Raw genomic sequence first — 21,496 nt, 5'->3', positions numbered from 1 at the left:
GCCATCAACGAGCGTCTCACCCACGCCGCGCGCCGCGCCGGCGCTCCCCCCCGCGCCGCGCCCCTGACGGCGCGAAGACCTCCGCGAGGTATTCGACGAACACCCGTACCTTCGGCAGCAAATGTCGATTCTTCGGGTAGAGCGCGTGAATCGGCCAGCTCATCGTCCGAGCTTCCTCCAGCACGGTCACGAGCGTCCCCTCGGCCAGCGCGTCCTTCACGAGGAAATCGAACATCGCCACGATCCCGCTCCCCGCGAGCGCGAGGCGCTTCAGGACATCCGCGTCGTTCGCGTGGAGCGGCCCGGAGATGGGCACATCGAGCACGGCATCCCCGTCCCCGGTCGGGAAGCGAAACGGATCCGGCCGCCCATCGCGCAGGTACCCGACGCAGTCGTGGCGCGCGAGATCGGCCGGCGCCTGTGGCGCGCCGCGCCGCGCGATGTACGACGGCGCCGCGCAGTGGACGATGCGGCTCGCGCCGAGCCGGCGCGCCACCAGGCTCGAGTCGCCGAGCTGGCCGATGCGCACGAGCAGGTCGAGCCCCTCGGCCACGGGGTCGACGTGCTGATCGCGCAGCGTCAGGTGGACCCGGACGTCTGGATAGCGCGCCGAGAAGCGCGGCAGGCTCGGCGCGATCACCTCCCGTCCGAGCGTCACCGGCGCGTCGACGCGCAGGAGCCCCACCGGCTTCGTGCTGGCGCGCGCGATCGCCTCCGTCGCCTCCCCGAGCTCCTCGACGATGCGCACGCAGCGCGCATAGAAGGCCTGCCCGTCGTCGGTCAGGCGGAGCGACCGCGTCGTGCGCGCCAGGAGCGCCACGCCGAGCTCCCGCTCGAGGCGCATCACGCGACGGCTCACCGCCGAGGGCGTGACGCCGAGCCGGCGCGCCGCGCGAGAGAAGCTCCCGGTCTCGACGGTGGCGACGAGCAGCTCGATCGCGGCTAGCGAGATCATGATCTGTGCCGAAATAGCACAGGTGACGTTCCCTCGCGCGGACTACTGCGCCCGGCGGAATGGATCTACGGATGGGGTGTCCAGGGAGGACACGCCATGAAAGCTGTCATCATTCGAAAGAACGCCTCCGAAGCCGACGCATGGACGCTCGCCGAGCGCCCCGCGCCCAGGCCCGGTCCGGGACAGGTGCTCGTGCGCATCCGCGCCGCGTCGATCAACTACCGTGACCTCATGGTCGCGCGCGGCCTGTATCACGGCGAGCGCAAAGACGACCTCATCCCCCTCGCGGACGCCGCGGGCGAGGTCGTCGAGGTCGGCGCCGGCGTGCGCCGCTGGAAGACCGGGGATCGGGTCGTCTCGACGTACTTCCCGACGTGGGCGTCGGGATCGTTCCGCCAGGCGTACCGCGCCGCGCAGCTCGGCGCCGGCCAGAACGACGGCGTCCTCGCCGAGCTCGTGGTCTTCGCCGAGGACGGGCTCCTCCCCGCGCCCGCGCACCTCGGCTTCGATGAGGCGGCGACGCTCCCGTGCGCTGCCGTGACCGCGTGGTCCGCGCTCTTCGAGTCGTGGCCGCGCCCCGCGCCCGGCGCCACCGTCCTCGTCCAGGGGACCGGCGGCGTGTCGCTCTTCGCCGCGCAGCTCGCGCGCGCCGCGGGGCTGCGGGTCATCGCCACGTCGTCCAGCGCGGCGAAGATCGAGCGCCTGCGCGCGCTCGGCGTGACCGACACGATCGACTACCGGCAGCAGCCGGAGTGGCACGAGGAGGTGCTGCGCCTGACCGGCGGCGAGGGGGTGGATCGGGTGATCGAGGTCGGCGGCGCCGGCACGCTCCCGCGCTCGCTGCAGGCGGTGAAGGCCGGCGGCGTCGTGAGCCTCATCGGGCTGCTCACCGGGGTCGGCAGCCAGATCGATCCGATGCCGATCCTGTTCCGGGCGATCCGCGTCGAGGGCGTCATCGTCGGCTCGCGCCAGTCGTTCGTCGATCTCACGGCGACGCTCGAGGCGCACGCGATCCGCCCCGTGATCGACGAGGTCTTCCCGCTCGAGCGGGCGAGCGACGCGCTCGCCAAGCTCGCCGCGGGCAAGCACTTCGGCAAGGTCGTCATCCGGCTCGACTGAAGCGGAGCCGGCCCGAGCCCCTCGCGCGCCGGATCACGCCGGTCGCCCTCGCGCGAGGGGCAGGCTCGCGCTCACGCCCCGCCCTCGCCGCCGTCGCGGCCGTGCCAGCAGGAGACCTCCAGCCTGTCCCCCAGCGGGACCTCCACCGATCCGTAGCCGCTGCCCGCGCCGCGGACGTACTCGAGATAAGGCCGCAGGTCGTCGGGCGCGATGTCGAGGTCGTCGGCGACGATGAGCGCGCCCCGCCGCAGGCGGGGCTCGAGCATCCGGAGCACCGGCAGATAGAGGTTCTTCCAGCCGTCCAGCAGGACGAAATCGATCGGCCCCTCCACGTCCCGGAGCGTCACCAGCGCGTCCCCCTCGCGGATCTCGACGAGATCGCCGAGCCCGCTCTCATCGAGGTTGTTCCGCGCCCGCCGCACCTTCTCCGGGTGCATCTCGCTGCCGATCACCCGCCCGCCGCCCCCGTCGCGGAGGGCCGCGGCCAGGAACAGCGTCGAGATCCCGAACGACGTGCCGAACTCCACCACCGTGCGCGCCCTCGCCGCGAAGGCGAGGAGGTGCAGCAAGCGGCCGACGTCGCGGGAGACCGGCAGATACGCGTCGGCGAACATGTGGGCGAGCCCCTCGGCGTCCGGGCTCGGCCCGCGGCGCTCCCAGTCGCCGCGGACGCGGGCGATGATGCTCGGATCGCCGCTGTCGGCGTCCTGGAAGAGGCGGTCGAGGATGCTTTGGATGCGCGGCGAATCGAGCGTGGTGCTCATGATGGCGATTCTCCTCCGGGGCTCACGGCGACGGCGCTGCTGCCCTCGCGGCTGCCCTGTTCGACACGGAAGGTGCGCCCGGAGAGACATGGCTTCCAGTGCATGGTCGGTAAGGTATCGTTGCGTCCCATGCACTCCATGGATCTGAACCTGCTCGTCGCGCTCGACGTGCTCCTCGAGGAGGAGAGCGTCCTCGTCGCCGCGCGGCGGATGCACCTCAGCCCCTCGGCCATGAGCCGCACGCTCGCGCGCGTCCGCGAGGCCGTGGGCGACCCGATCCTCGTGCGCGCCGGCAAGCGGCTCGTGCCCACGCCGCGCGCCGCGGAGCTGCGCCCGCGCGTGCGCGCGGTGGTCGCCTCGGCCAGCGCGGTCCTCCGCGAGCGGGGCGCGCTCGACGTCGCCGCGCTCACCCGCAGCTTCGCGGTGCGGACCAGCGACGGCATGCTCGGGCTCCTCGGCGCCCCGCTGCTCGACGCCCTGAGGGCCGAGGCGCCGGGCGTCACGGTCCGCTTCCTCCCCGAGGGCGACGAGGACGTGGCCGCGCTCCGCGAGGGCCGGATCGATCTCGACGTCGGCATCATCGGCGAGATGGGCCCGGAGATCCGCGTGCAGGCGCTCGCCCGGGACCGCTTCGTGGGCGTGGTGCGCCGCGGCAGCCCGCTCGCGTCCGGCAAGGTGACGCTGGAGCGGTTCGTCGAGCACGCCCACCTCGGCGTGTCGAGGCAGGGGAAGATCTGGGGCCCCATCGACGACGCCCTCAAGAAGAAAGGGCTCGCCCGGACCACCGCGGCCGTGGCGTCAGGCCATTATGCGGCGCTGTGCCTCCTCGCCAGCTCCGACCTCGTCGGCGCGTTTCCGTCGAAATGGCTCGCGCACGCCGCACCGCGGTTCGATCTCGTCACCTTCCCGCTGCCCGTGACCACGCCGGGCATCACCATCGCGCAGGCGTGGCACCCCCGCTTCGACGCCGACCCCGCGCACCGGTGGCTGCGCGACCGGCTCCGCCGCGTCTGCCGGTCAATCGCGGAGCTCGGGGCGTAGGCACGGCCACGCTGCCCATGAAGGATCTCCACCACGCCGAGTCTCTCCGCCAGCAGGCCTGCCTGCTCGCGCCCCGGGAGCACGAGGTGCAGTCGCTGTTCTTCCTCGGCCATCCCCGCGAGCGCGAGCCTCGCAAGGTAAACTGCCGGGTGCTCGGCGAGGGCAATCCACTCATCTCCATCGCTGCTGTACAGTCTCCCGCGCTCGTCCATCCCGAGCGCGCCGCCCCACACGAAGCGGCCTATGATCACGACGTTCCGGCCGTCTCCGGGGAGCGTCGCCTGAGCGGCGCCCGCCGCCACGGTTCCGAAGCCTGTGTCGGACAGCTCGAGCAGATAAGGGGAAGCCGTTCGATTCCCCTCGCCGAGCGCATGGAGATCGCGCTCCCAGGCGACGAGGATGTCGGAGCAAGGCACGCCGCGCCCTTCGAGGAGCCCGCGCAGCAGGAGCTCGTCCCACGAGCGGTTGAATTTGGCATGGCGCTGGATCCAGGAGAGAAGCGATGGATCGATTTCTTCTAGATTCCTTGTTGCCATAGGGTCCTCGGCGCTCAATGGATCCGCGTCCACTGCCCGTTCCGATGCTCCCACGTACCTAGAGCAGCCGGACCTCCAGGCGGAGGCGTCGCATTGTTGAAATACGCAGCATTCGCCGGGAGAGCTCCAGGCGTCGCGCCGGCCGTTTCCCCAGCGGACGCTCAGGGCAGCCACCGGCAAACGTCGACGATCTCCCGCGCCACCGCGACGACGCCCTGCGGTCCAGCGACGCGGGCGAACAACGGCGCCAGGTGCCCGAGGTCGTCCTTCGTCCAGTCGTCGAGGAGATCGGGCCGCGGCTTCCAGCCGAGCTCGTTCAGGAGTCTCTGGCAGAGGCGGCGCGCGTGCGGCTCGGTCATCCAGGCGGCCAGCGGGATCAGCGCGAAGAGCGCCTCGTCCTCGTCGCTCGGCTGCTCCAGAGCGCGCTCGACCAGATCGCGCGCGATCGCCGGCGCGTCGTCCGGCGAGGCCACGGCGATCGCGACCAGGGCTGGCCAGTTGGCGCCGATCTCGCGTGACAGGTCGAGGACCGCATCGGCCCCGAGAGCCCGGGTCCACGCAGCGGCGTTCCGCGCGAAGAGCAGGCGCGCGCCGTCGCTCGCCCGCAGATCGCCCGACAGCTGGGCCCAGGCGGCCTCGCGGACCGCGGCGGGCAGGTGCGCGAGCAGCGCGGATCGCACCTCGATCCGGTCCGACGGCTGGGGCAACGTTTCCACCAGCGCGAGCGCATCCTCCACGCGCCCCAGATCGCAGAGGCGCGCGGCGACGGCCGTCACCACCGGAGGGTAGAGGCCGGCCACAGCCCCGCACGCCTGGACCAGCGCGGACGCGGCGCCGGCAGGTGCATGCGGCGCGAGCGCGCAGACGCTCCAGCACGCGTCCTGCGGAAGCCAGTCGCCCGAGAGCAGCGACAGCGCGAGCCCCAGCGCCTCCGACGCGCCCGCTTCCCGCTCCTCCGCGGGCAGGCCCGAAGCGAGGCGCGCGAGGACCATGTGCCGCTCCGAGGGGGGCAGCGCCTCGGACCATGCCCAGAGCCCGCGCACCGCCGCGGGAGACCATCGCGCGGCAGCCTCCGAGAGCCGCGGCAGCTCGTTGCTCCTCGCGTCGGCCGGGACCTCGGCGAACGCCTCGCGACCGAGGTCGCGCGCCTCGTCCTCGGGCAGCAGCGCCGCCAGGGACACGCGCGCGAGGCGGCTCTCCCTGGTCGGCTCGCGACCGAGCCGCGCCGCCGCCTCGCGCGCGGCCGTCACGCGCGCCTGCCCGTCGAGCGCGTGCGCCACGGCGGCGAGCGCGCCCCCCTCGGCGTGCTCCTCGCTGGCGGCCTCGAGCGCCCAGGCGAGCACGACGGCGCGCTCGGCGTCGGGCAGCTCGTGCGCCAGCCGGATCAGGGCACCGGCGCGCTCGGCGGCGTCGGCGATCGGCCGCCCGGCCTCGAGGACGTCCTCGCCGACGCGCGGCATCTCGATGTGGGGTCCGGCGGAGCCCTCGCCTCCCTCGGCCCCTTCCTCTTCCTCCTCGTCGTCCTGCGCGGCCTGCGCAGCCAGCACACGCCGCGTCTCCTCGAAGCCAAGGATCTCCCGCACGGAGCTCGTGACGAGCAGACAGCGGACCCGCGCGGCCAGCACCGCCACGACATCGCCTCCGGCCGCGGCATCGACCAGAAGGCTCGCCGCGCACGCCGCCGTCGCGTCCACGTCGGCGATGAACCCGGACGAGCCATCCGGGCGCGTCCTCCACACGTCGAGCCACGCCCTCGAGGCCAGCTCGATCCGCTCTGCGAGGCTCGCGCCGACCCGCTCCAGGTGAGCGCGCCAGTTCCGGCATACGTAGTCGGAGACCGTGCCCGACGCGAACGCGCGCTTCCCGTGGTCGGCGAACCGGCGATCGACCGCCGCGCGCTCATGCGGCGCGAGCCGCCCTTCGATGGCCTCGGCCCAGGCCGGGTGACGGAGCGCGAGGCCCGGCTCTCCGGCGGCGACGAGCGGTCCGCTCGGCTCGTTCCAGGCTCCGCCGTTCACCGTCGAGATCTCGAAGAGCTCCTCCACCTCGATCGGCGCGAGAGCGCCTGCAAGCCATGGCAGCAATACAGGGCGGATCGCGCCGCCGGCGCAGAGATCCAGGACCCCCTGAGCTCCGGCGGAAACGCTCGCGAGCGCCGGCGCCACAGCCACGGGATCCTGCGCCAAGGCCTCGACGAGCGCCTCCACGAGGAGCGGCTCCCCGCCGCTCACCCGTGCGACCTCGTCCTTCACGCTGGCCGGCAGCTCGCCGAGCCTCCGCCCGATCGCCTCCGCGACCTCGTCGACCGCGATCGGCGGCAGCGCGACCACCTCCGTCCCCTCCCGGAGCCGTCCGAGCGCCTCGATCGAGCGCGCCGACAGCACGGCGCGCACGCCGGGGCCGAGGTCTCGCAGGAATCGCTGCGCGGCATCGAGGGTCCAGGAGACGCCCTCGTCGAACCCGTCGAGAATCACGACGAGCGGCCTGCTTCCGGGCGGGCGGCCCTCCGCGAGCATGAGCGCAAGGTCGCGCCGCATCTGCTCGACCCCGTGCGGCCGCTCGCCGGTGCGCCGCGGCGTCCTGAGGAACAGAGCCACGCGAGCATAGAGGAGGTTCAGCGCCGTGGACTCCAGCGCCGTACCGAACCGGCGGCTCACTGGGACGAACGCTACCTCGTGCCGGCCCGCGCGGGCCAGCTCCAGCGCCCACGCGCCCAGCAGCATCGACCTGCCGCGCCCGCTCGGCCCGAGCAGCGCCACGCGCGCACCGCCATGCTCCAGCCACGCTTCGAGGCCCGCCACGGCGCCAGCGCGCGCTGTCCCGCCGAGGGGGGCGCTGCGGCAGCGCTCGACCTCGCGCCAGAAGTCGAGGACGCCGCGCTCCGCCGCCGCCGGGCCGGCGGCCGGCGCATCCGGTGCTCGCGAAGGAGGGCTCATGTCCCTTCGAAGGGTGGCGTGCTCGAGGGAGCAGTCCTGAACGGCACGGAGCGTCCCGCTAGCCATACATTGCCGTTCCACGCCTTGCCATCCGAGCCGATGACACCGTTCTTCTTGCCAGTACCGCCGTTGTTCGCCGGGTGAAGGCCGAGCTCACGCAGGACCTGCGCGCAGAACTTGCATGGATCCATGAGCTTACCGCGCCTGTCCGTCGTCGTCATCTTGCCCTCCTTCACCTGTTTCTGCAGCTCCTTCCTGATCTCGATGTCTTCGGCCGCGGTGTCCTTCAACGTCTTACCGTTCTTCTTGCGGTCCTGCCGGATGTCCTTCGCCAGGTTGTTCAACGCATCGATCTCGGCGCAGTGCCCGGCGCTCGATGGCGCCGGCCCCGCCACCTTGCCGTCGTCGAACTTCTTGTGGGCATTGGCGACAGCGGGCTGGAGCGCAGTGTCGAGCGCGCCCCCGAACGTGCTCGATCCGTGGTGCGTCTTGCCGCCGGCGGTCTCGATCTCGGTCCCGGCCTTGGCCATGAGCCCGTCCGGATCGATGAGCCGCGTCGGCTGGTTCTCCGCGTAGGCGAATCCGTTGAGCCCGCCGAGGACCCCGATCGGATCAGCGCTGATGTAGCGCCCCGCCTCGGGATCGTAGTAGCGATTGCGGTTGTAGCAGAGGCCAATCTCGTCGTCCCAGTACTGCCCGCGAAAGCGGATCGGCGTCGACGTCGACGCGCCGGGCGCGGGCTCGATCTTTCCCCAGGCGCTCCGCCGCAGCTCGCATGCGACGGCGCCGTCGGGGCCAACGAGCCGCTCCGGCGTACCGATCTCGTCGTTCAGGTAATGGTACCACTCGCCCTCCCCGGCGCGCTGTGCCCACGGCGCGCCGCCCTCGAAGACGTACGTGCGCGCCTCCACGACGGGGGCAGCCGCGTCGCGGGTGACCCGCCGGATCTCGTGCACGAGCTCGGCGCCATCCCAGACGAACCTCGTCGCGCTGTCCTGCCGCAGCTCGCCGGTCGCGAGCCGCCGGGAGACCCGCTTGGCGACGCGCCGGGCGTCCGGATCGTACGAGAACTCCACGACGGTCCCGTCGGCGCGCTCGACCGACCGCAACAGCCCACGGGCGTCCCATGCGTACCGGGTGACCTCGAGCGCTCCGGCGGGCGTCCTGGTCCGCGTCTCCTTCAGGCGCGCATCGTCGTCCCATACGAGCTCGGTATCTCCCTTCTTGAGCAAGCGATTGCCAGGACCGTACGAGCGATCCACCTTGCCGGCGGCGACGTCGAACACGTTCCCGCAGGCGTCGTACCGAAAGAGCTCGGCACGCTCGTGCTCCGGGAGGTTCGCCAGGATTTGGTTCGCAGGGTCGTACTCGAAGCGGCGCGTGCCGTACGCCTGGTCCCACGCCTCGACGAGCTCCGACGCTGGCGAGTATCGGTACGCCTGGTGGACCGTCACCGAAGCCGGCGCTGGGCCCACCCATGCTGGTTCGTTCGGCCCGACCGGGACACGGCTCGACGGCGAGGAGACGCGCCGTTCCACGAGGCGATCCATCAGGTCCCACACGCTCTCGACCCGGCCGCCTCGCGGGAGCGCGCGGCAGACCTCACGCCCCGCGGCGTCGTACGCGATCCCAACCTCGTCTCTTCCGTCGAGGATCACCCTCTCGGCGAGCCCGCCAACGTTGCGAATCCACCTGGCGGAGTGACCGAGCGACGTGGTGCGTTCCGTGACGTCACCCATGAGATCGAAGGTGCGCCGGACGGTCGCGGTTTCGCCTCCCACGATCTGGGTCTCGGACACGACCCAGCCGACGGCGTTACGCTCATAAGAGAACGAGCCGGCGGGGCTCTCGGCGGCGATGAGGTCGCCGCGGGCGTCGTAGGTGAACGTCTCGACGCTACCGTCGCCGAAGGTACGCGCGACAAGCTGCCCGGCGAGGTCGTACGTGTACTCCGTCCTCTCGCCCGCGGCGTTCTCGAAGGTGATCAGACGGCCATTGTAATCGTACTTGTATCGAGACACGCGCCCATCGAACCCACGCTCTCTGGTCACCATCCCCGCGGTGTTGAGCTCGATCCTGTGGCGCTCCCCGAGCGCATTCTGGATCTCGACCAGGCGCCCCTCACGGTTGTATCGAAACCGTGTGATCTCTCCGTTCGGCTTGTGCACCTCGCAGAGCTTATGGAAGCCGCCTCGCACGAACCGGGTCAGCTGCTGGTTCGGCTGGAGGACCGCGGTGCAGTCGCCCATGCCGTCGTATTCGTAGCGGGTCGTTGCGCCGCCAGGCCGGTAGACGCCGGTGAGGTTGCCGCGATTGTCATAGCTGTACGACACCACCGCGCCGCTCGGATCGCGGATCGAGCGGCACCGGCCCCAGTAATCGTAGGCAAGCTGCATCTTGCCCCCGAGCGCGTCGGTCTTCTCGACCATGTTCCCGAGATCGTCATAGAGGTACGTCGTGCGGCGCCGTTCGGCGCCACCGTCTCGACCAGTCGCCCTCGCGCGTCCTGGCGCACCTGGAACACCGCCCCGAGGGGGTCGGTCCAGATGAGCCCGTCGGGCGTCCGCCAGATCTCGGTGACGCCGCCTGCTGGATCGATTGCTCGGCGGACGTGCCCGTCCGGATCGCGCTCGATGACCGTCATTCGACCGAGCGGGTCGGTGACAGAGAGCTCCCGGCCGAGTCTGTCTCGCTGCCAGATGGTCATGGCGCCAAGCGGATCGACGAACGTCCGGAGGTGCCCGTGCTCGTCGTACGTACGGCTGAACACGGCCCCGGCGCTCACGGCCTTGTCGACCTTGCCGAAGCGGTTCCCGAAGTAGCGATGAACCGTGATGGAGTCCGCGACCTCGCAGTATCCGTCCTCTCCGAACTCCAGCTTGCAGTGGTAGATACCTCTGGCGACGGTCCTTCCGTCGGCGAGGTGCGTCGGCACGTCCTCCGCCAAGCTGCGGTCGCGCCCATCATCGTAAGAGCCCCACGTCTCGACGCAGCGGCGTCGATCGTCGTAGCGGAAGGAGAACGTGAGCCCAGTGGGGCTCGTATGGGAGGTGAGGTGATGTTCCTGGTACGTGTAGCGCGTCGTGTATCCGTCAGCGTCGGTCGCGGACGTGAGATCCCCGGCTTCGTCGTAGTTGTACCGCGCGAAAGCCACCCAGACACCGCGCTCCTGCGCGTTCTTGATCTCGAAGGCGCCGATGCGCCCGTCGGGCGCCCGCCGGACCCGGACGGTCCGGCCGACGCTGTCGGTGATCTCGGCGAGCACGCCCTCGCGGTACGAGAGCCCGATCTCGTTGTTGTAGCGGTCCTTGATTGCGGTGAGCCGGTACCGCTTCCCCGCCGCTTCGGCGAACACGTACCAGCGGTCGTTGCCGGTATCGAGCACGAAGCCGCGCTCCTCCCGCGCAAGCACCCAGCCGTGAGGGCCCGCCGCGCCGGCGCCCACCGGTATCGCGTCGAAATCGACCGGCCCATCGTCGGTCCAGACCCGAATGATGCGCCGACGCACCTCGATCTCCCATGCCAGCGAGTGGCTCCACCCGAACCCCAGCCCGACGTCGCGCTCGACCGCCGCGGTGGTGTACGACCGCACGAACGAGAGCGGCAGCGGTCCCGGAAGCTCGAGGTCAACGGCGGGGATCGTGAACACCCGGCCCGTCACCACGTCGACCGGGTCGCCCTTCGCAGCCATTCCAGATTTCTTGCCGCCATGGTGGTTCGGGCAGCCTGCTCCGTCGCCGCCTGCGCTGCCACACGCGGACTTCCCGCCGCCGCTGGCTTCCTTGCCGCCGTGGGCTCCATTGCCGCCCTGCTTACCTCCAGAGCCGTTACCGCCAGCGCCGCCGCCTCCTCCGCCGGCCCCGCCCCCGCCCATGATGAAGACGCCCGGGTTCATTCCAGGGATGGCGGGGATGTTCGGTACAGGCGCAGTGCGAGCCATGGTTGTCTCCCGGGTCTCGTGCGGCCTTCGCCGTGCGATCCCGGCGAATATACACCACCAGACATCCGGAGGGCCATCTCTGCCGTTCGGCGCGATGCGTGCTCTTGGCGCGCGACCCCTCACCGAGCCCCGCTTGACTGGGCGGCTAACCACTCGGAATGATTCAGCACCTGACGACGGCTGCGACCGAAGTGCGGTCGGCTTACGCCGTCGTAAGCCCCGCGGTTCGATCTCGTCACCTTCCCGCTGCCCGTGCCCACGCCGGGCATCACCATCGCGCAGGCGTGGCACCCCCGCTTCGACGCCGACCCCGCGCACCGGTGGCTGCGCGACCGGCTCCGCCGCGTCTGCCGGTCGATCGCGGAGCTCGGGGCGTAGGCACGGCCACGCTGCCCATGAAGGATCTCCACCACGCCGAGTCTCTCCGCCAGCAGGCCTGCCTGCTCGCGCCCCGGGAGCACGAGGTGCAGTCGCTGTTCTTCCTCAACCACCCCGGTAAGCGCGAGCCTCGCAAGGTAAACTGCCGGGTGCTCGGCGAGAGCAATCCACGCATCCCCATCGCTGCTGTACAATCTCCCGCGCTCGTCCATCCCGAGCGCGCCGCCCCACACGAAGCGGCCTATGATCACGACGTTCCGGCCGTCTCCGGGGAGCGTCGCCTGAGCGGCGCCCGCCGCCACGGTTCCAAAGCCTGTGTCGGACAGCTCGAGCAGATAAGGGGACGCCATTCGATTCCCCTCGCCGAGCGCGTGGAGATCGCGCTCCCAGGCGACGAGGACGTCGGAGCAAGGCACGCCGCGCCCGTCGAGGAGCCCGCGCAGCAGGAGCTCGTCCCACGAGCGGTTGAACTTGGCATGGCGCTGGATCCAGGAGAGAAGCGAAGGATCGATTTCTTCTAGATTCCTTGTTGCCATAGGGTCCTCAGCGCTCAATGGATCCGCGTCCACTGCCCGTTCCGATGCTCCCACGTACCTAGGGCAGCCGGACCTCCAGCCGGAGGCGTCTCAGCGGCCCACCGCCGGGAGTGCGCCAGATCGGCCGGATCCTGTGCCAAGCGAGGGGGGTCCGGCACCGGCACAACCGCAATGCATTGCGACACACCGGGGTCCGGACCCCTCCGAAACGCTCTCGGGACCGTCCTCCGGGGCAAATCTGTGCCAAATCACGCTCGAAATTGAGCAATTCTGCGCCATTTTCCGCTCGGAAACGCCCGATCTTGTGCCAGAAGGGGGGTCCGGACCCCTCCTCGACGCAATCCACTGCGCTCGCGCGGCCTCTGGACCCCGCCGCCGCGCGATCCAGCGCGCTCGCGCGGCCCCCGGACCCGCGCTGCACCGCAACGCGCTGCGCGCCACCCGGTCGCGCCGGACGCGCCTGCTCTCGTCACGTCCCCACGTCCGGCGACGGTCTCTACGCAGCGCAGAGTCTCCAAGACGGCACGCGGATCACCGAACGCGCACGCAATCTCGCGAATCGGTGTTCCTCCGCGCGGCCTCCCAGGCCGCGCGCAGCGCCGCGTCGACCTCCGGATCGCCCTCGCCCTCCGCCGCGACGTCCGGCGTGAGCCCGCGGCCCTCGAGCTCGACCCCGCCCGGCAGCAGCCAGCGCCCCACCGTCGCGTAGCAGAGCCCCTCCGGCGTCTGCACCACGCTCTGCACGCTGCCCTTCCCGTGCGTCCGCGCCCCGACCAGCAGCGCGCGCCCGTGCGCCTGCAGCGATCCGGCGAGCACCTCGGCGGCCGACGCCGTACCCCCGTCGACCAGCGCCACCACGGGGAGCTCGAACGCCGGATCGCGGCGCGACCGGCGCACCATCGCGTCGCCGTCGGCGTCGATCATCGCGCCGAGCTCCGCGCCGCGCGGCAGGAAATCCTCCGCGAGCCGCAGCGCCGCGTCGAGCTCCCCGCCGGGGCAGCCGCGCAGATCCAGGATCAGCGCGCGCAGGCCCCCCTCCGCCTCCTCGAGCCGGCGGATCCCCGCGAACACCCGCGCCGGCGCGTCGGGGGCCATCACCGCCACGCGCACGAGCCCCACCCCGCCCGGCAGCAGCGCCGCGGCCGGCGGCGGCGCGTCGACGAGCGCCTCGGCGACCTCGCGCATCGCCTCCCCCGCGGCCTGGCCGGCCCCCGGCGCTGCGCTCGCGAGGTTGTAGAACACGCTCACCGCGTTGGGGATGAGGTGCTCTCCCTTCGGCGCGTTCATCGCGTTCCCCGTCGCGGGCGCGGTCAGGTTGATGGCGGGCAGCCCGTCCACCATGACCGTCGGGGAGCCGGCCACGAAGGTGCCCTGGCCCTTGATGGTCGGGTGCAGCGCGCCCGCCTCGTCGCCGGTGGTGATCGGGATCTTCGCGCTCAGGTTCAGCGCCGGCAGGCCGGCGACCATCACCGTGGGCGAGAAGGGCGCCGCCATCGCGTGCATCCCGAGGTTCGTGTACGGCACGGGCACGCCGGGCGCGGGCGGCGTGAGGCACACGTCGGGGAAGGACACGTTCTGGCCGGCGCCGCGGTGGGCTGCGGGGAGCATCGCCGTCCTCCTAGCCCAGGTGGATCGCCTTGCCGTTGAGCGTCATCTTCTCCTCCGTGAGGATCGCGGCGCTCTTCGCCTGCGTGTGCGCGGCGCCGTCCACCACCGTGTGGCTCTGCCCCGCGTGCACGTGCAGCAGCTCGCTCACCCGCTGCCGCAGCGAGGCGAAGCGCTGCACCACCGCCCCGGCGAGCACGCGCAGGCTGCGCGCCTCGATCCCGACGTCGGGCGCGGCGATCTCCACGCCGTTGTCGCCGGCGAGCCGCAGCACCCCGCCCACGGCGCGCACCTCCACGTCGCCCGGCAGCTCCAGCGACGCGCGGCCCCGGCCCTGCAGCACGCCGATCACGTAATGGCCCTGCGCCTCGTCGCCGATCACCAGCACCACGTCGTCCTCCGCCGGCTCGTAGGTGAACGCGAGCGCCAGCCGCGCCCGCGCCGGCGCGCCGCTCCGCAGGCGCACCTCGACGTCGGCCGGGCCGACGCGGATCACGGTGGCGGGGCCGAGGAGCGGCCGCGGCGCGGGCTCCGGGCTGGGTTCACGCAGGGGGACCACCACGTTGCTCATCGGCGCTCTCCTCGGGCTCTCGGCTGGGGTCGTTCGGGGGGCCGCCACGCCTCGGCCTCGAGGCGGTCGGGATCGGTGCGGCGCGCGCCGCGGAGGTCCGCCGCCGACCAGGCGACGCCCTGATCGCGGGCGGCGTGCAGGTTGGCGCCCGACAGATCGGCCAACGAGACCTCCGCGCCGCGCAGATCGACGCGCGAGAGGTCCGCGTACCCGAGCCGCGCGCGCGTGAAGAGCGCCCCCGCCGCGGCCGCCTCGACGAGCACCGCCTCGCGCAGATCGGCGCCCGTCAGGTCCGCGTGCTGGAGCCGCGCCTGCGCCAGCGTCGCGAAGCGCAGCGTCGCCCCGCCGAGCTTCGCGCCCTCCAGCGAGGCCTCGCCGAAGAACGCGCCCTTCGCCATCACCTCGCGCAGATCCGCCACGTCGAGGCGGGCCCGCGTCGCCGTCGCGTACCGCAGCGTCGCGCCCCGGAGCACCGCGCCGCGCGCGTCGGCGTCGGTGAGATCGCAGCCGCTCAGATCGCAGCCCTCGAGATCCATCCCCTCCAGGATCGCGCCCCGGAACGACGACCCCGCGAGCGTCAGCCCGCGGAGGCGCAGCCGCCGCAGATCCATCCCCTCGAAGTCGACCCCGCGGAACACCGCGCCGTCGATCAGCGCCTCCTCCAGCGACGCCCCGCGCACCCGCGCGCCCCAGAGGTGCGCGCGCTCGAGCTTCGTCCCCGCGAGCGCCGCGTCCTCCAGCGAGGTCATGCTCAGGCTCGCCCCCCCGAGATCCGCGCCCGCGAGGTTCGCCTCCCGCAGCGACGTCAGCCGCAGATCCTGCCCCCGCAGATCCACCCCCTCGAGCCGGGCCCGATCGAGCAGCGCGCCCCGCAGATCCGCGCCCGTCAGATCGGCGCCCCGCAGATCGCACTCCATCAGGTTGGCCGCGCCGAGCCGCGCGCCCCTTAGCCGCGCGCCCCGCAGATCCGCGCCGCCGAGCGAGGCCCCGCGCAGATCGGCGCCCTCCAGGTCGACCGTGGCCCCCTCGTCCGCGAGCCGGCACCGATCCAGGAACACGTGCCGCAGCTCCCGCGGCAGCCGCGCGCCCCTCAGATCCACCTCGGAGAGCACCACCCCCTCCCACGCCGAGCCGAGGAGGTCGGCCCCCCGCAGATCGACCCCGGTCAGCGCCGCCTGCTCGACCCGCGCCCCGTCGAGCGCCGCGCCCGAGAGATCGGCGCGGCGGAGCACCGCGCGCGCCACGGTCGCCCCGCGCAGATCCGCGCCCGCCAGGATCACCTCGTCCAGCGCCGCGCCGCCCAGATCCGCGCCGCCCAGCGCGGCCCCGCGCAGATCCACGCGCAGGAGCCGCGCCCCCCCGAGCCGCGCCCCCCCGAGCCGCGCGCCGGCGGCGGAGGCGCGCACGATCAGCGCGCCGCTCAGGTCCGCGCCCTCGAGACCCGCGCCCTCGAGATCCACCCGCGCGATCTGCGCGCCCGCGAGGTCGGCCCCCTCCAGCCGGGCCCCCGCCATCCGCAGCGCGAGCAGGCGCGCACCGCCGAGCCGCGCGCCGCGCAGATCGAGCCCGGCGAGATCCAGCTCGGCGATCGTCGCCCCCGCGAGCGATCGGCCGGCGCGCACCGCCGAGAGGAGCTCCTCGGCCCTCATGTCTCCGCCCGCGTCGAGCGCTTCAGGTTCGCCCCCGTGAAGTCCGCGCCCGCGCCGGTCGCCCCGAGCAGCGCCGCGCCGTACAGGCTGGCGCCCGCGAAGCGCGCCCCGCCGATCCGCGCCTTGCCGAGGTCCGCCTCGAAGAGGTTCGCCCGCGTGAGGTCCGCCCGCTCGAGGTTCGCGCGGTCGAGCCGCGCGTGCCGCAGATCGGCGCCGAACAGGCGCGCCCCCGCGAGGGACGCGCGCGTGAGCAGCGCCCCGCGCAACGTCGCGAACCCGAGATCGGCGCCGTCGAGCGTCGCCCCGGTCCAGTTCGACCTGTCGGCGCGGGCGTCCTCGAGCCGCGCGCCCGCGAGCGCCGCCCCCGCCAGGTTGGCCCCGCCGAGATCGGCGCCGACGAGGTTCACCTGCGCCCCGCTGCAGCCCTCGAGCGACGTCCGCGCGAGCGTCGCGCCCGCGAGGTCCGCCCGATCGAGCGTGCTCTCCGAGAGGTCCGCGCGCGCCAGCGCCGCGCCCCCGAGGGCCGCGTCGCTCAGATCGGCCCGGCGGAGCGCCGCGTACTCGCCCCGCGCCCGGAGCAGCGTGGCCCCCCGGAGCTTCCCGCCCTCGAGGAAGATCTGATCGAGGATCGCCTCCTCGAAGCGCGCCCCCTCCGCGCGCGCCTCGGCCGCGTTGGCGCGCGTGAGATCCGCGCCCGAGAGATCGGCGCCCGAGAGATCCGCCTGGAAGAGGATCGCCGCGCGCAGCTTCGCCCCCCGGAGGTCCGCGCCGCGCAGATCGGCGCGCGTGAGGATCGCCTCCCGCAGATCCGCGCCGCGCAGATCGGCGCCCCGCAGATCCCGCCCGGTGAGATCGCGCTCCCGCAGATCGCTGCCCGGCCCGGGCTCGCCCGTGGAGAGGGGCTCGACGGGCGGCGTGTAGTCGGGATCGAGCTCCTGCCACCGCGGATCGTGCGGCATCTGCTCCATCGCCGCGAGCCGCTCCCGCTGCTCCGCCGCGATCTCCCGCCCCGCCAGCGAGCGCCTCGCCTCCGCGGCCTGCGCCAGGACCTGCCGCATCACGCGCCGCAGCCCCACCGCGGGCGCGGCGCCCGGCTTGAGGTTCACCGGCGCGGGCGGCGCGGGGGCGGACGCCGCGGCCACGGCGGCCTCCAGCTCGGCCTGCTTACGCGCGCCGCCGAGCGCCAGCTCGATCGCCTCGCGGATCTTCTGCTGCTCTCCCGCCGCGACCCCGCCGAGGCGGTCCTGGATCACCCGCGAGATCGGATCGAGCCCCTCGCTCCCCGGCATCGGCGGCACCTGCTCCCCCGCGTCGCGCCGCCGCTGCCGCTCCGCCGCCTCCAGGAACCCCGGCGGCGCAGCCGCGCGGATGCCCGCCGGATCCTCCAGGAACGCGTCCAGCCTCGCGCGGTAGCCCGCCTCCGCCCTGCGCTCTCCCCCGAGCGCCTCGGCGGCGACGAGCACCCCCGCCACGTCCGACAGATCGTCCTCGCGCACCGGCGACAGCCCGCGCCACGTCAGCGCCACCCGCCCCACGTCGAGATCCGCGTAGAGCGTGTCGAGCGCCATCGGCACCTCGCGGAATTCGCCCTCCCGGCCGCGCACGAACGCGCGCACCGCGAGCCCCGGCAGCCGCGCCTTCAGCGTCGCGTGCTCCGGGTGCAGGTTCTGGAAGGTCAGCTCCTCGTCGCCGCGCAGGTACCCCCGGAGCTGCTGATCCTCGGGCGCCGCGTGGAAGTAGCTCACGTCGAAATCGTCGGCGTACCAGGGCGCGCGCTCGGTCAGGTAGCGCCTGCCGTACGCCTTCCCGACCTTGCCGACCCGCTGCGGCCAGCCCGGGTTGATCGGCCCGAAGCCCGCGGGCGCGGGCGTGTCCGCGCGCGACCGGATCGGCTGCCCCGGCAGCTCGACGGTGGGCAGCTCCGGCGTCCGGTATCCCTTCCCCACCGGGTTCATCGGGTACTCCGGCCCGCCGAACGCGTTGGCCCAGGTGATCGGCATGCTCACGAACGGCGCCGGCTCCGAGATCGCCGGGCCTAGCATCCGCTCGGTCCAGACGCGGCGCCCGATCACCCGGAGCGCCTTCGACCACGCCCCGACCCCGAAGAGCACCGTGCACTCCGCCACCGCCCTCTTGCCCGGCGCGTGGCAGCTCGCCTTGAGCAACACCTCCGCGTTGCGCTTGAAGTCGGCGAAGTCCCCGCCGTACAGGCACTCCCCGCGCCGCTCCTCGTCGTCCTCGTGAAAGACCTCGGCCGTGAGCGACGCTTGCTCGGCCGGGTCCTCGATCGGCGCGAGCGCCTCGCCCGGCCGGAGGACGAAGCTCCCCCGCACCACGATGCTCATCTCCGGCCGCGGCGGGCTCCGGAACACCCGCTTGATGCCGCACAGGAACGGCGTGAGGTTCTGGACCAGCATGTCTGCCTCGCCTGCCGGCTACGCGCCCGCCGTCACCGGAACACCCACTCGGCCATCGCCTCCCCGCCGATGCCGAGGCGGATGAGCGGCGAGGCGACCGCGTATTTTGCGGCGAAGCGCGCCATATCGAGCCCGGTCGCGACGTCCCGCATCGTGAATTTCTCGTCCTCCGGCCCCATGCGGTAGCCCTTGGGCCAGGCGATCTCGACCCGCTGCCCGAGCACCACGCTCAGCTTGAGCAGCATCAGCTCCAGGTCGATGTGCGTCGCGCCCACGAAGATGTCCGTCTTGTTCGGGGCCACCGTGAGATCCGCCAGCGCGCCGGCCAGCGTCAGCCCCCCCTTGGCGCCCACCAGCGTCATCTCGGCGACCGCCCCCGCCATGGTCGTCTCCGTGATCGACCCCGCCGTGGTCTCCGACGTGATCGCCCCGCTCACCCGCGTCGTCTCGCTCGTGCTCGCCGCGTCCGTCAGCGACGAGATGCGGTCCGCCCAGGTCTCCTCCTCGATCGACGGGATCCGGTACGCCGAGGAGCCGGTGTACGACTCGATCCGCTTCGCCCAGGTCTTCTCGATGATGTGCGGGTTGCCCCGCGGCCGCCCGTTCTCGTCCTTCTCGACCGGGCTCTCCTGCCCGACGGTGCTGTGGTGGTGCTCCCCCCACTTGTGCTCGTAGACATCGCCGCCGAAGTTCTCGGTCACCACCGCGCCGTCGGTGGAGCTCTGCTGGTGCCAGACCCCGCTGTACGGGTCCTGCGCCCACTCCACCCGGTGGAACGCGGCCCAGGTATAGGCGTAGTCCTGGATATGCTGCCCCGAGACGTCGAGCCCCGCGGCCTTGCTCGGGTCGTCCTGCCGCCCCATCACCATCAGCTTGTAGTTGCCCCGGATCACCTCCACCTTGTCCCCGTAGGTGGTGGTGATCCGGTTCCCGTCCGAGTGATCGCGCCATCCCCCGCGGCTGTGCAGGTACGAGCTCTCGTTGATGCGCGCGTCCTCGGAGAGCTGGTGCGGTGACGGGCACCCCTCCCGCAGCCGCTGGTCGTCCACGAACGTCGGCCGCATCTGCCGCCCGCTCACCAGCTCCCGGTGCTGCTGCTCCTGCAGCGCGAGCACGTCGGCGCCGCCGCCCGCGCCCCCGCTCCCCGCAGCGCCCGAGGCGTCCGACGACCACGCGCCGATGCTGACCTGCTTCGGATGGGCCGTGGTGTAGTTGCTGGTCGAGCCGTCGCTCGCGTCGTAGTTGTCGAGCAGCGGGCTGCCCGGCGGCGCCCCCCGGCCGCCCGCGGGCCCGGCCAGGTTCACCACGGCCGCGAGGCTGCCCCCCGGATCGTTCCACCAGGTCGTGCTGGCCGCGCCGATCCGCAGGTAGGACGTCATCATGCGCCCGGGGTTGATCGGGTCCTCGGCGAAGTCGGGGACCGAGATCAGCAGGTATTTCCCCCTGGAGGTGACGTCGTCCTCGCCGCCCGCCTTGCTGTTGCCCATGCGCCCTCCTGTGCGCCGCGCAGCGTAAGCCGGCGCTGCGCCGAGCGTCCAGCGGAGAGAGCGCCTCCCTTGACGCCGTGGCGGCGCTCCGCTGTCGTCGATGCACCATGACCACCGAGCGGTATCGCCACGTCGACGCGCGGATCGAGTCCCCGAGGTTCGACTGCGAGGGGATCCAGGTGTACGCCCTGCGCGGCCGGGAGGTCATCTCCCGGCCGTTCTCCTTCGACCTCCGCGTGGCCTGCCTCGACCCGGAGGGCCTCGACGCGGACCAGGTGGTGGGCGCGCCGGTCTCGATCGTCTTCGAGCGCGAGGGCGCGGAGATCCGCCGCGTGCACGGGCTCGTCTGGGAGATGGACGAGAGCCTCGACGCCTCGCACGAGGCCCCCTTGTACGATCTCAAGGTGGTGCCCCGCCTCGAGTGGCTATCGCTGGTGGAGACCCAGGAGGTCTTCCTGGAGATGAGCGTGCCCGAGATCATCGAGCAGAAGCTCCGTCTGGTGGGCCTCTCCGACCAGGACTTCGATCTGCGCCTCGCCGAGCGCTACGCCGCGCGGGAGCTGGTCGCACAGTACCGCGAGAGCGATCTCGCCTTCATCTCCCGCCTGGCCGAGCACCTCGGCGTGAGCTTCTTCTTCGAGCACGACGGCGGCGTCGATCGCATCGTCTTCAGCGATCACCAGCAGGCGTTCCCCGCCCTCGAGCCCGCGCTGCTCCGCCCCCGGGGCGAGCACGCCGACGTCTACCGCCTCGACCTGAAGACCCGGACCATCCCCTCCCTCTACGCCGTGCAGGACTACAACTACCGCACCCCCAACGTGGACCTCCGGTCGCTCCACGAGCTGCCCCGGGGCGCGGCCGGCGGGGTGGTCGAGTACGGCGGCCATTTCAAGACGCCCGAGGAGGGCGCGCTGCTCGCCCGGATCCGCGCCGAGGAGCGCCAGGTGGAGCGCAAGGTCTACACCGGCGTGAGCGATCTCCCCGGGTTCACCGCGGGCCGCCGGGTGCCTCTCGAGGGCCCGCGCCCGATGGATCTCCTGCTCGTCGAGGTGGAGCACGAGGGTAAGTGGTCGGTGCTCACCCACGGCGGCAGCACCGGCGAGCACTATTACCGGAACACGTTCCGCGCCATCCCGGCCGAGCACACCTACCGCCCCCCGCGCCTGACCCCCCGCCCCCGCATCCACGGCCTGCTCAACGCCGTCGTGGAGCACGGCATCGAGCACGGCGTGCAGCGCACCTCCCAGATCGACGAATGGGGCCGCTACACCGTGCGCTTCCTCTTCGACACCGCCGATCACGCCCAGAAGCAATCGCGCTGGGTCCGGATGCTGCAGCCCCACGCGGGCACGAGCTACGGGATGCGCTTCCCGCTCAAGCCCGGGACCGAGGTCCTCGTGGGCTTCGTGGACGGCGATCCCGACCGCCCCGTCATCGTCGGCGCCACCTACCGCCCCGACACCCCCTCGCCGGTGACCTCGGCGAACGCGATGATCAACAAGCTGAAGTCCGAGTCCGGCATCCTCATCGAGCTGCGCGACGCCTGACCGCGCGCCGCGCGC

Annotated in this window: 15 protein-coding genes and 1 pseudogene; 6 read left to right on the top strand and 10 right to left on the bottom strand. The window is 72.6% G+C overall.

From position 1 onward, the window contains the following. Nucleotides 1–16: 16 nt before the first annotated feature. On the bottom strand, nucleotides 17–955 hold the full coding sequence (locus tag WME98_RS43955) for a LysR family transcriptional regulator (protein ID WP_437947590.1): 939 nt from the start codon (nucleotides 953–955) through the stop codon (nucleotides 17–19). Between the two features lie 96 nt (nucleotides 956–1,051). Between WME98_RS43955 and WME98_RS43950 the strand changes: the two genes are divergently transcribed. Next, nucleotides 1,052–2,074 (top strand): zinc-dependent alcohol dehydrogenase family protein, encoded by a 1,023-nt coding sequence (locus WME98_RS43950; RefSeq protein WP_437947589.1) that lies wholly within the window; start codon nucleotides 1,052–1,054, stop codon nucleotides 2,072–2,074. Nucleotides 2,075–2,145: 71 nt separating this feature from the next. Here WME98_RS43950 and WME98_RS43945 read toward each other — a convergent pair whose 3' ends face one another. After that, nucleotides 2,146–2,838, bottom strand: coding sequence for an O-methyltransferase (locus tag WME98_RS43945; RefSeq protein ID WP_437947588.1), 693 nt, complete (start codon nucleotides 2,836–2,838; stop codon nucleotides 2,146–2,148). 129 nt (nucleotides 2,839–2,967) lie between these two features. On the opposite strand from WME98_RS43945, the gene WME98_RS43940 reads away from it, so the two are divergent. Together WME98_RS43940 and WME98_RS43935 are read left to right on the top strand one after the other, a co-directional pair. Beyond that, nucleotides 2,968–3,879: a LysR family transcriptional regulator gene (locus WME98_RS43940; protein ID WP_437947587.1), complete on the top strand. Its 912-nt coding sequence runs from the start codon at nucleotides 2,968–2,970 to the stop codon at nucleotides 3,877–3,879. Nucleotides 3,880–3,896: 17 nt separating this feature from the next. Beyond that, nucleotides 3,897–4,400 (top strand): hypothetical protein, encoded by a 504-nt coding sequence (locus WME98_RS43935; RefSeq protein WP_437947586.1) that lies wholly within the window; start codon nucleotides 3,897–3,899, stop codon nucleotides 4,398–4,400. Nucleotides 4,401–4,576: 176 nt separating this feature from the next. Here the strand turns inward: WME98_RS43935 and WME98_RS43930 are convergent, their stop codons facing one another. The 3 genes from WME98_RS43930 to WME98_RS43920 all read right to left on the bottom strand — a co-directional run bounded on the left by WME98_RS43930 (nucleotide 4,577) and on the right by WME98_RS43920 (nucleotide 11,042). After that, a complete protein-coding gene (locus tag WME98_RS43930) occupies nucleotides 4,577–7,351 on the bottom strand; it encodes a hypothetical protein (RefSeq protein WP_437947585.1) in 2,775 nt (924 codons plus the stop codon). Further along, the gene (locus WME98_RS43925; RefSeq protein ID WP_437954088.1) at nucleotides 7,348–8,901 is read right to left on the bottom strand and encodes an RHS repeat-associated core domain-containing protein; all 1,554 of its coding nucleotides are present in this window, start codon (nucleotides 8,899–8,901) and stop codon (nucleotides 7,348–7,350) included. The genes WME98_RS43930 and WME98_RS43925 overlap by 4 nt, the downstream gene beginning before the upstream one ends. 656 nt (nucleotides 8,902–9,557) lie before the next feature. Continuing rightward, nucleotides 9,558–11,042, bottom strand: a complete 1,485-nt coding sequence (locus tag WME98_RS43920) for a DUF6531 domain-containing protein (protein ID WP_437947584.1) — start codon at nucleotides 11,040–11,042, stop codon at nucleotides 9,558–9,560. Between the two features lie 486 nt (nucleotides 11,043–11,528). Here WME98_RS43920 and WME98_RS43915 point away from each other — a divergent pair. Both WME98_RS43915 and WME98_RS43910 read left to right on the top strand, forming a co-directional pair. Then, nucleotides 11,529–11,669: pseudogene (locus WME98_RS43915) on the top strand (LysR family transcriptional regulator); the annotation flags it as partial. 17 nt (nucleotides 11,670–11,686) lie between these two features. Continuing rightward, nucleotides 11,687–12,190: a hypothetical protein gene (locus tag WME98_RS43910; protein WP_437947583.1), complete on the top strand. Its 504-nt coding sequence runs from the start codon at nucleotides 11,687–11,689 to the stop codon at nucleotides 12,188–12,190. 546 nt (nucleotides 12,191–12,736) lie between these two features. On the opposite strand, the gene WME98_RS43905 is transcribed toward WME98_RS43910, so the two are convergent. From WME98_RS43905 to WME98_RS43885, 5 genes are read right to left on the bottom strand one after another with little or no spacing between them, the layout of a single operon-like run. Then, complete coding sequence (locus tag WME98_RS43905) at nucleotides 12,737–13,813, bottom strand: S41 family peptidase (RefSeq protein WP_437947582.1); 1,077 nt, start codon at nucleotides 13,811–13,813, stop codon at nucleotides 12,737–12,739. A gap of 10 nt (nucleotides 13,814–13,823) precedes the next feature. Beyond that, nucleotides 13,824–14,381, bottom strand: coding sequence for a DUF3540 domain-containing protein (locus tag WME98_RS43900; RefSeq protein ID WP_061627032.1), 558 nt, complete (start codon nucleotides 14,379–14,381; stop codon nucleotides 13,824–13,826). After that, nucleotides 14,378–16,030 carry a pentapeptide repeat-containing protein gene (locus WME98_RS43895; protein WP_437947581.1) on the bottom strand — a complete coding sequence of 551 codons (1,653 nt, stop codon included), beginning with the start codon at nucleotides 16,028–16,030 and terminating at the stop codon, nucleotides 14,378–14,380. Before WME98_RS43895 ends, WME98_RS43900 begins: the two co-directional genes overlap by 4 nt. Then, nucleotides 16,027–18,447, bottom strand: coding sequence for a DUF2169 family type VI secretion system accessory protein (locus tag WME98_RS43890; RefSeq protein WP_437947580.1), 2,421 nt, complete (start codon nucleotides 18,445–18,447; stop codon nucleotides 16,027–16,029). The genes WME98_RS43895 and WME98_RS43890 overlap by 4 nt, the downstream gene beginning before the upstream one ends. Before the next feature lie 32 nt (nucleotides 18,448–18,479). Further along, nucleotides 18,480–19,934, bottom strand: a complete 1,455-nt coding sequence (locus WME98_RS43885; protein ID WP_437947579.1) for a hypothetical protein — start codon at nucleotides 19,932–19,934, stop codon at nucleotides 18,480–18,482. Between the two features lie 107 nt (nucleotides 19,935–20,041). Here WME98_RS43885 and WME98_RS43880 point away from each other — a divergent pair, with 107 nt between their 5' ends. Next, the gene (locus WME98_RS43880) at nucleotides 20,042–21,481 is read left to right on the top strand and encodes a type VI secretion system Vgr family protein (RefSeq protein ID WP_061629452.1); all 1,440 of its coding nucleotides are present in this window, start codon (nucleotides 20,042–20,044) and stop codon (nucleotides 21,479–21,481) included. Nucleotides 21,482–21,496: the final 15 nt, after the last annotated feature.

It is taken from the genome of Sorangium sp. So ce296 (assembly GCF_051529605.1).
GTDB classification, from domain to species: domain Bacteria; phylum Myxococcota_A; class Polyangia; order Polyangiales; family Polyangiaceae; genus Sorangium; species Sorangium cellulosum_D.
This window is presented reverse-complemented; position numbering and strand designations above follow the sequence as displayed.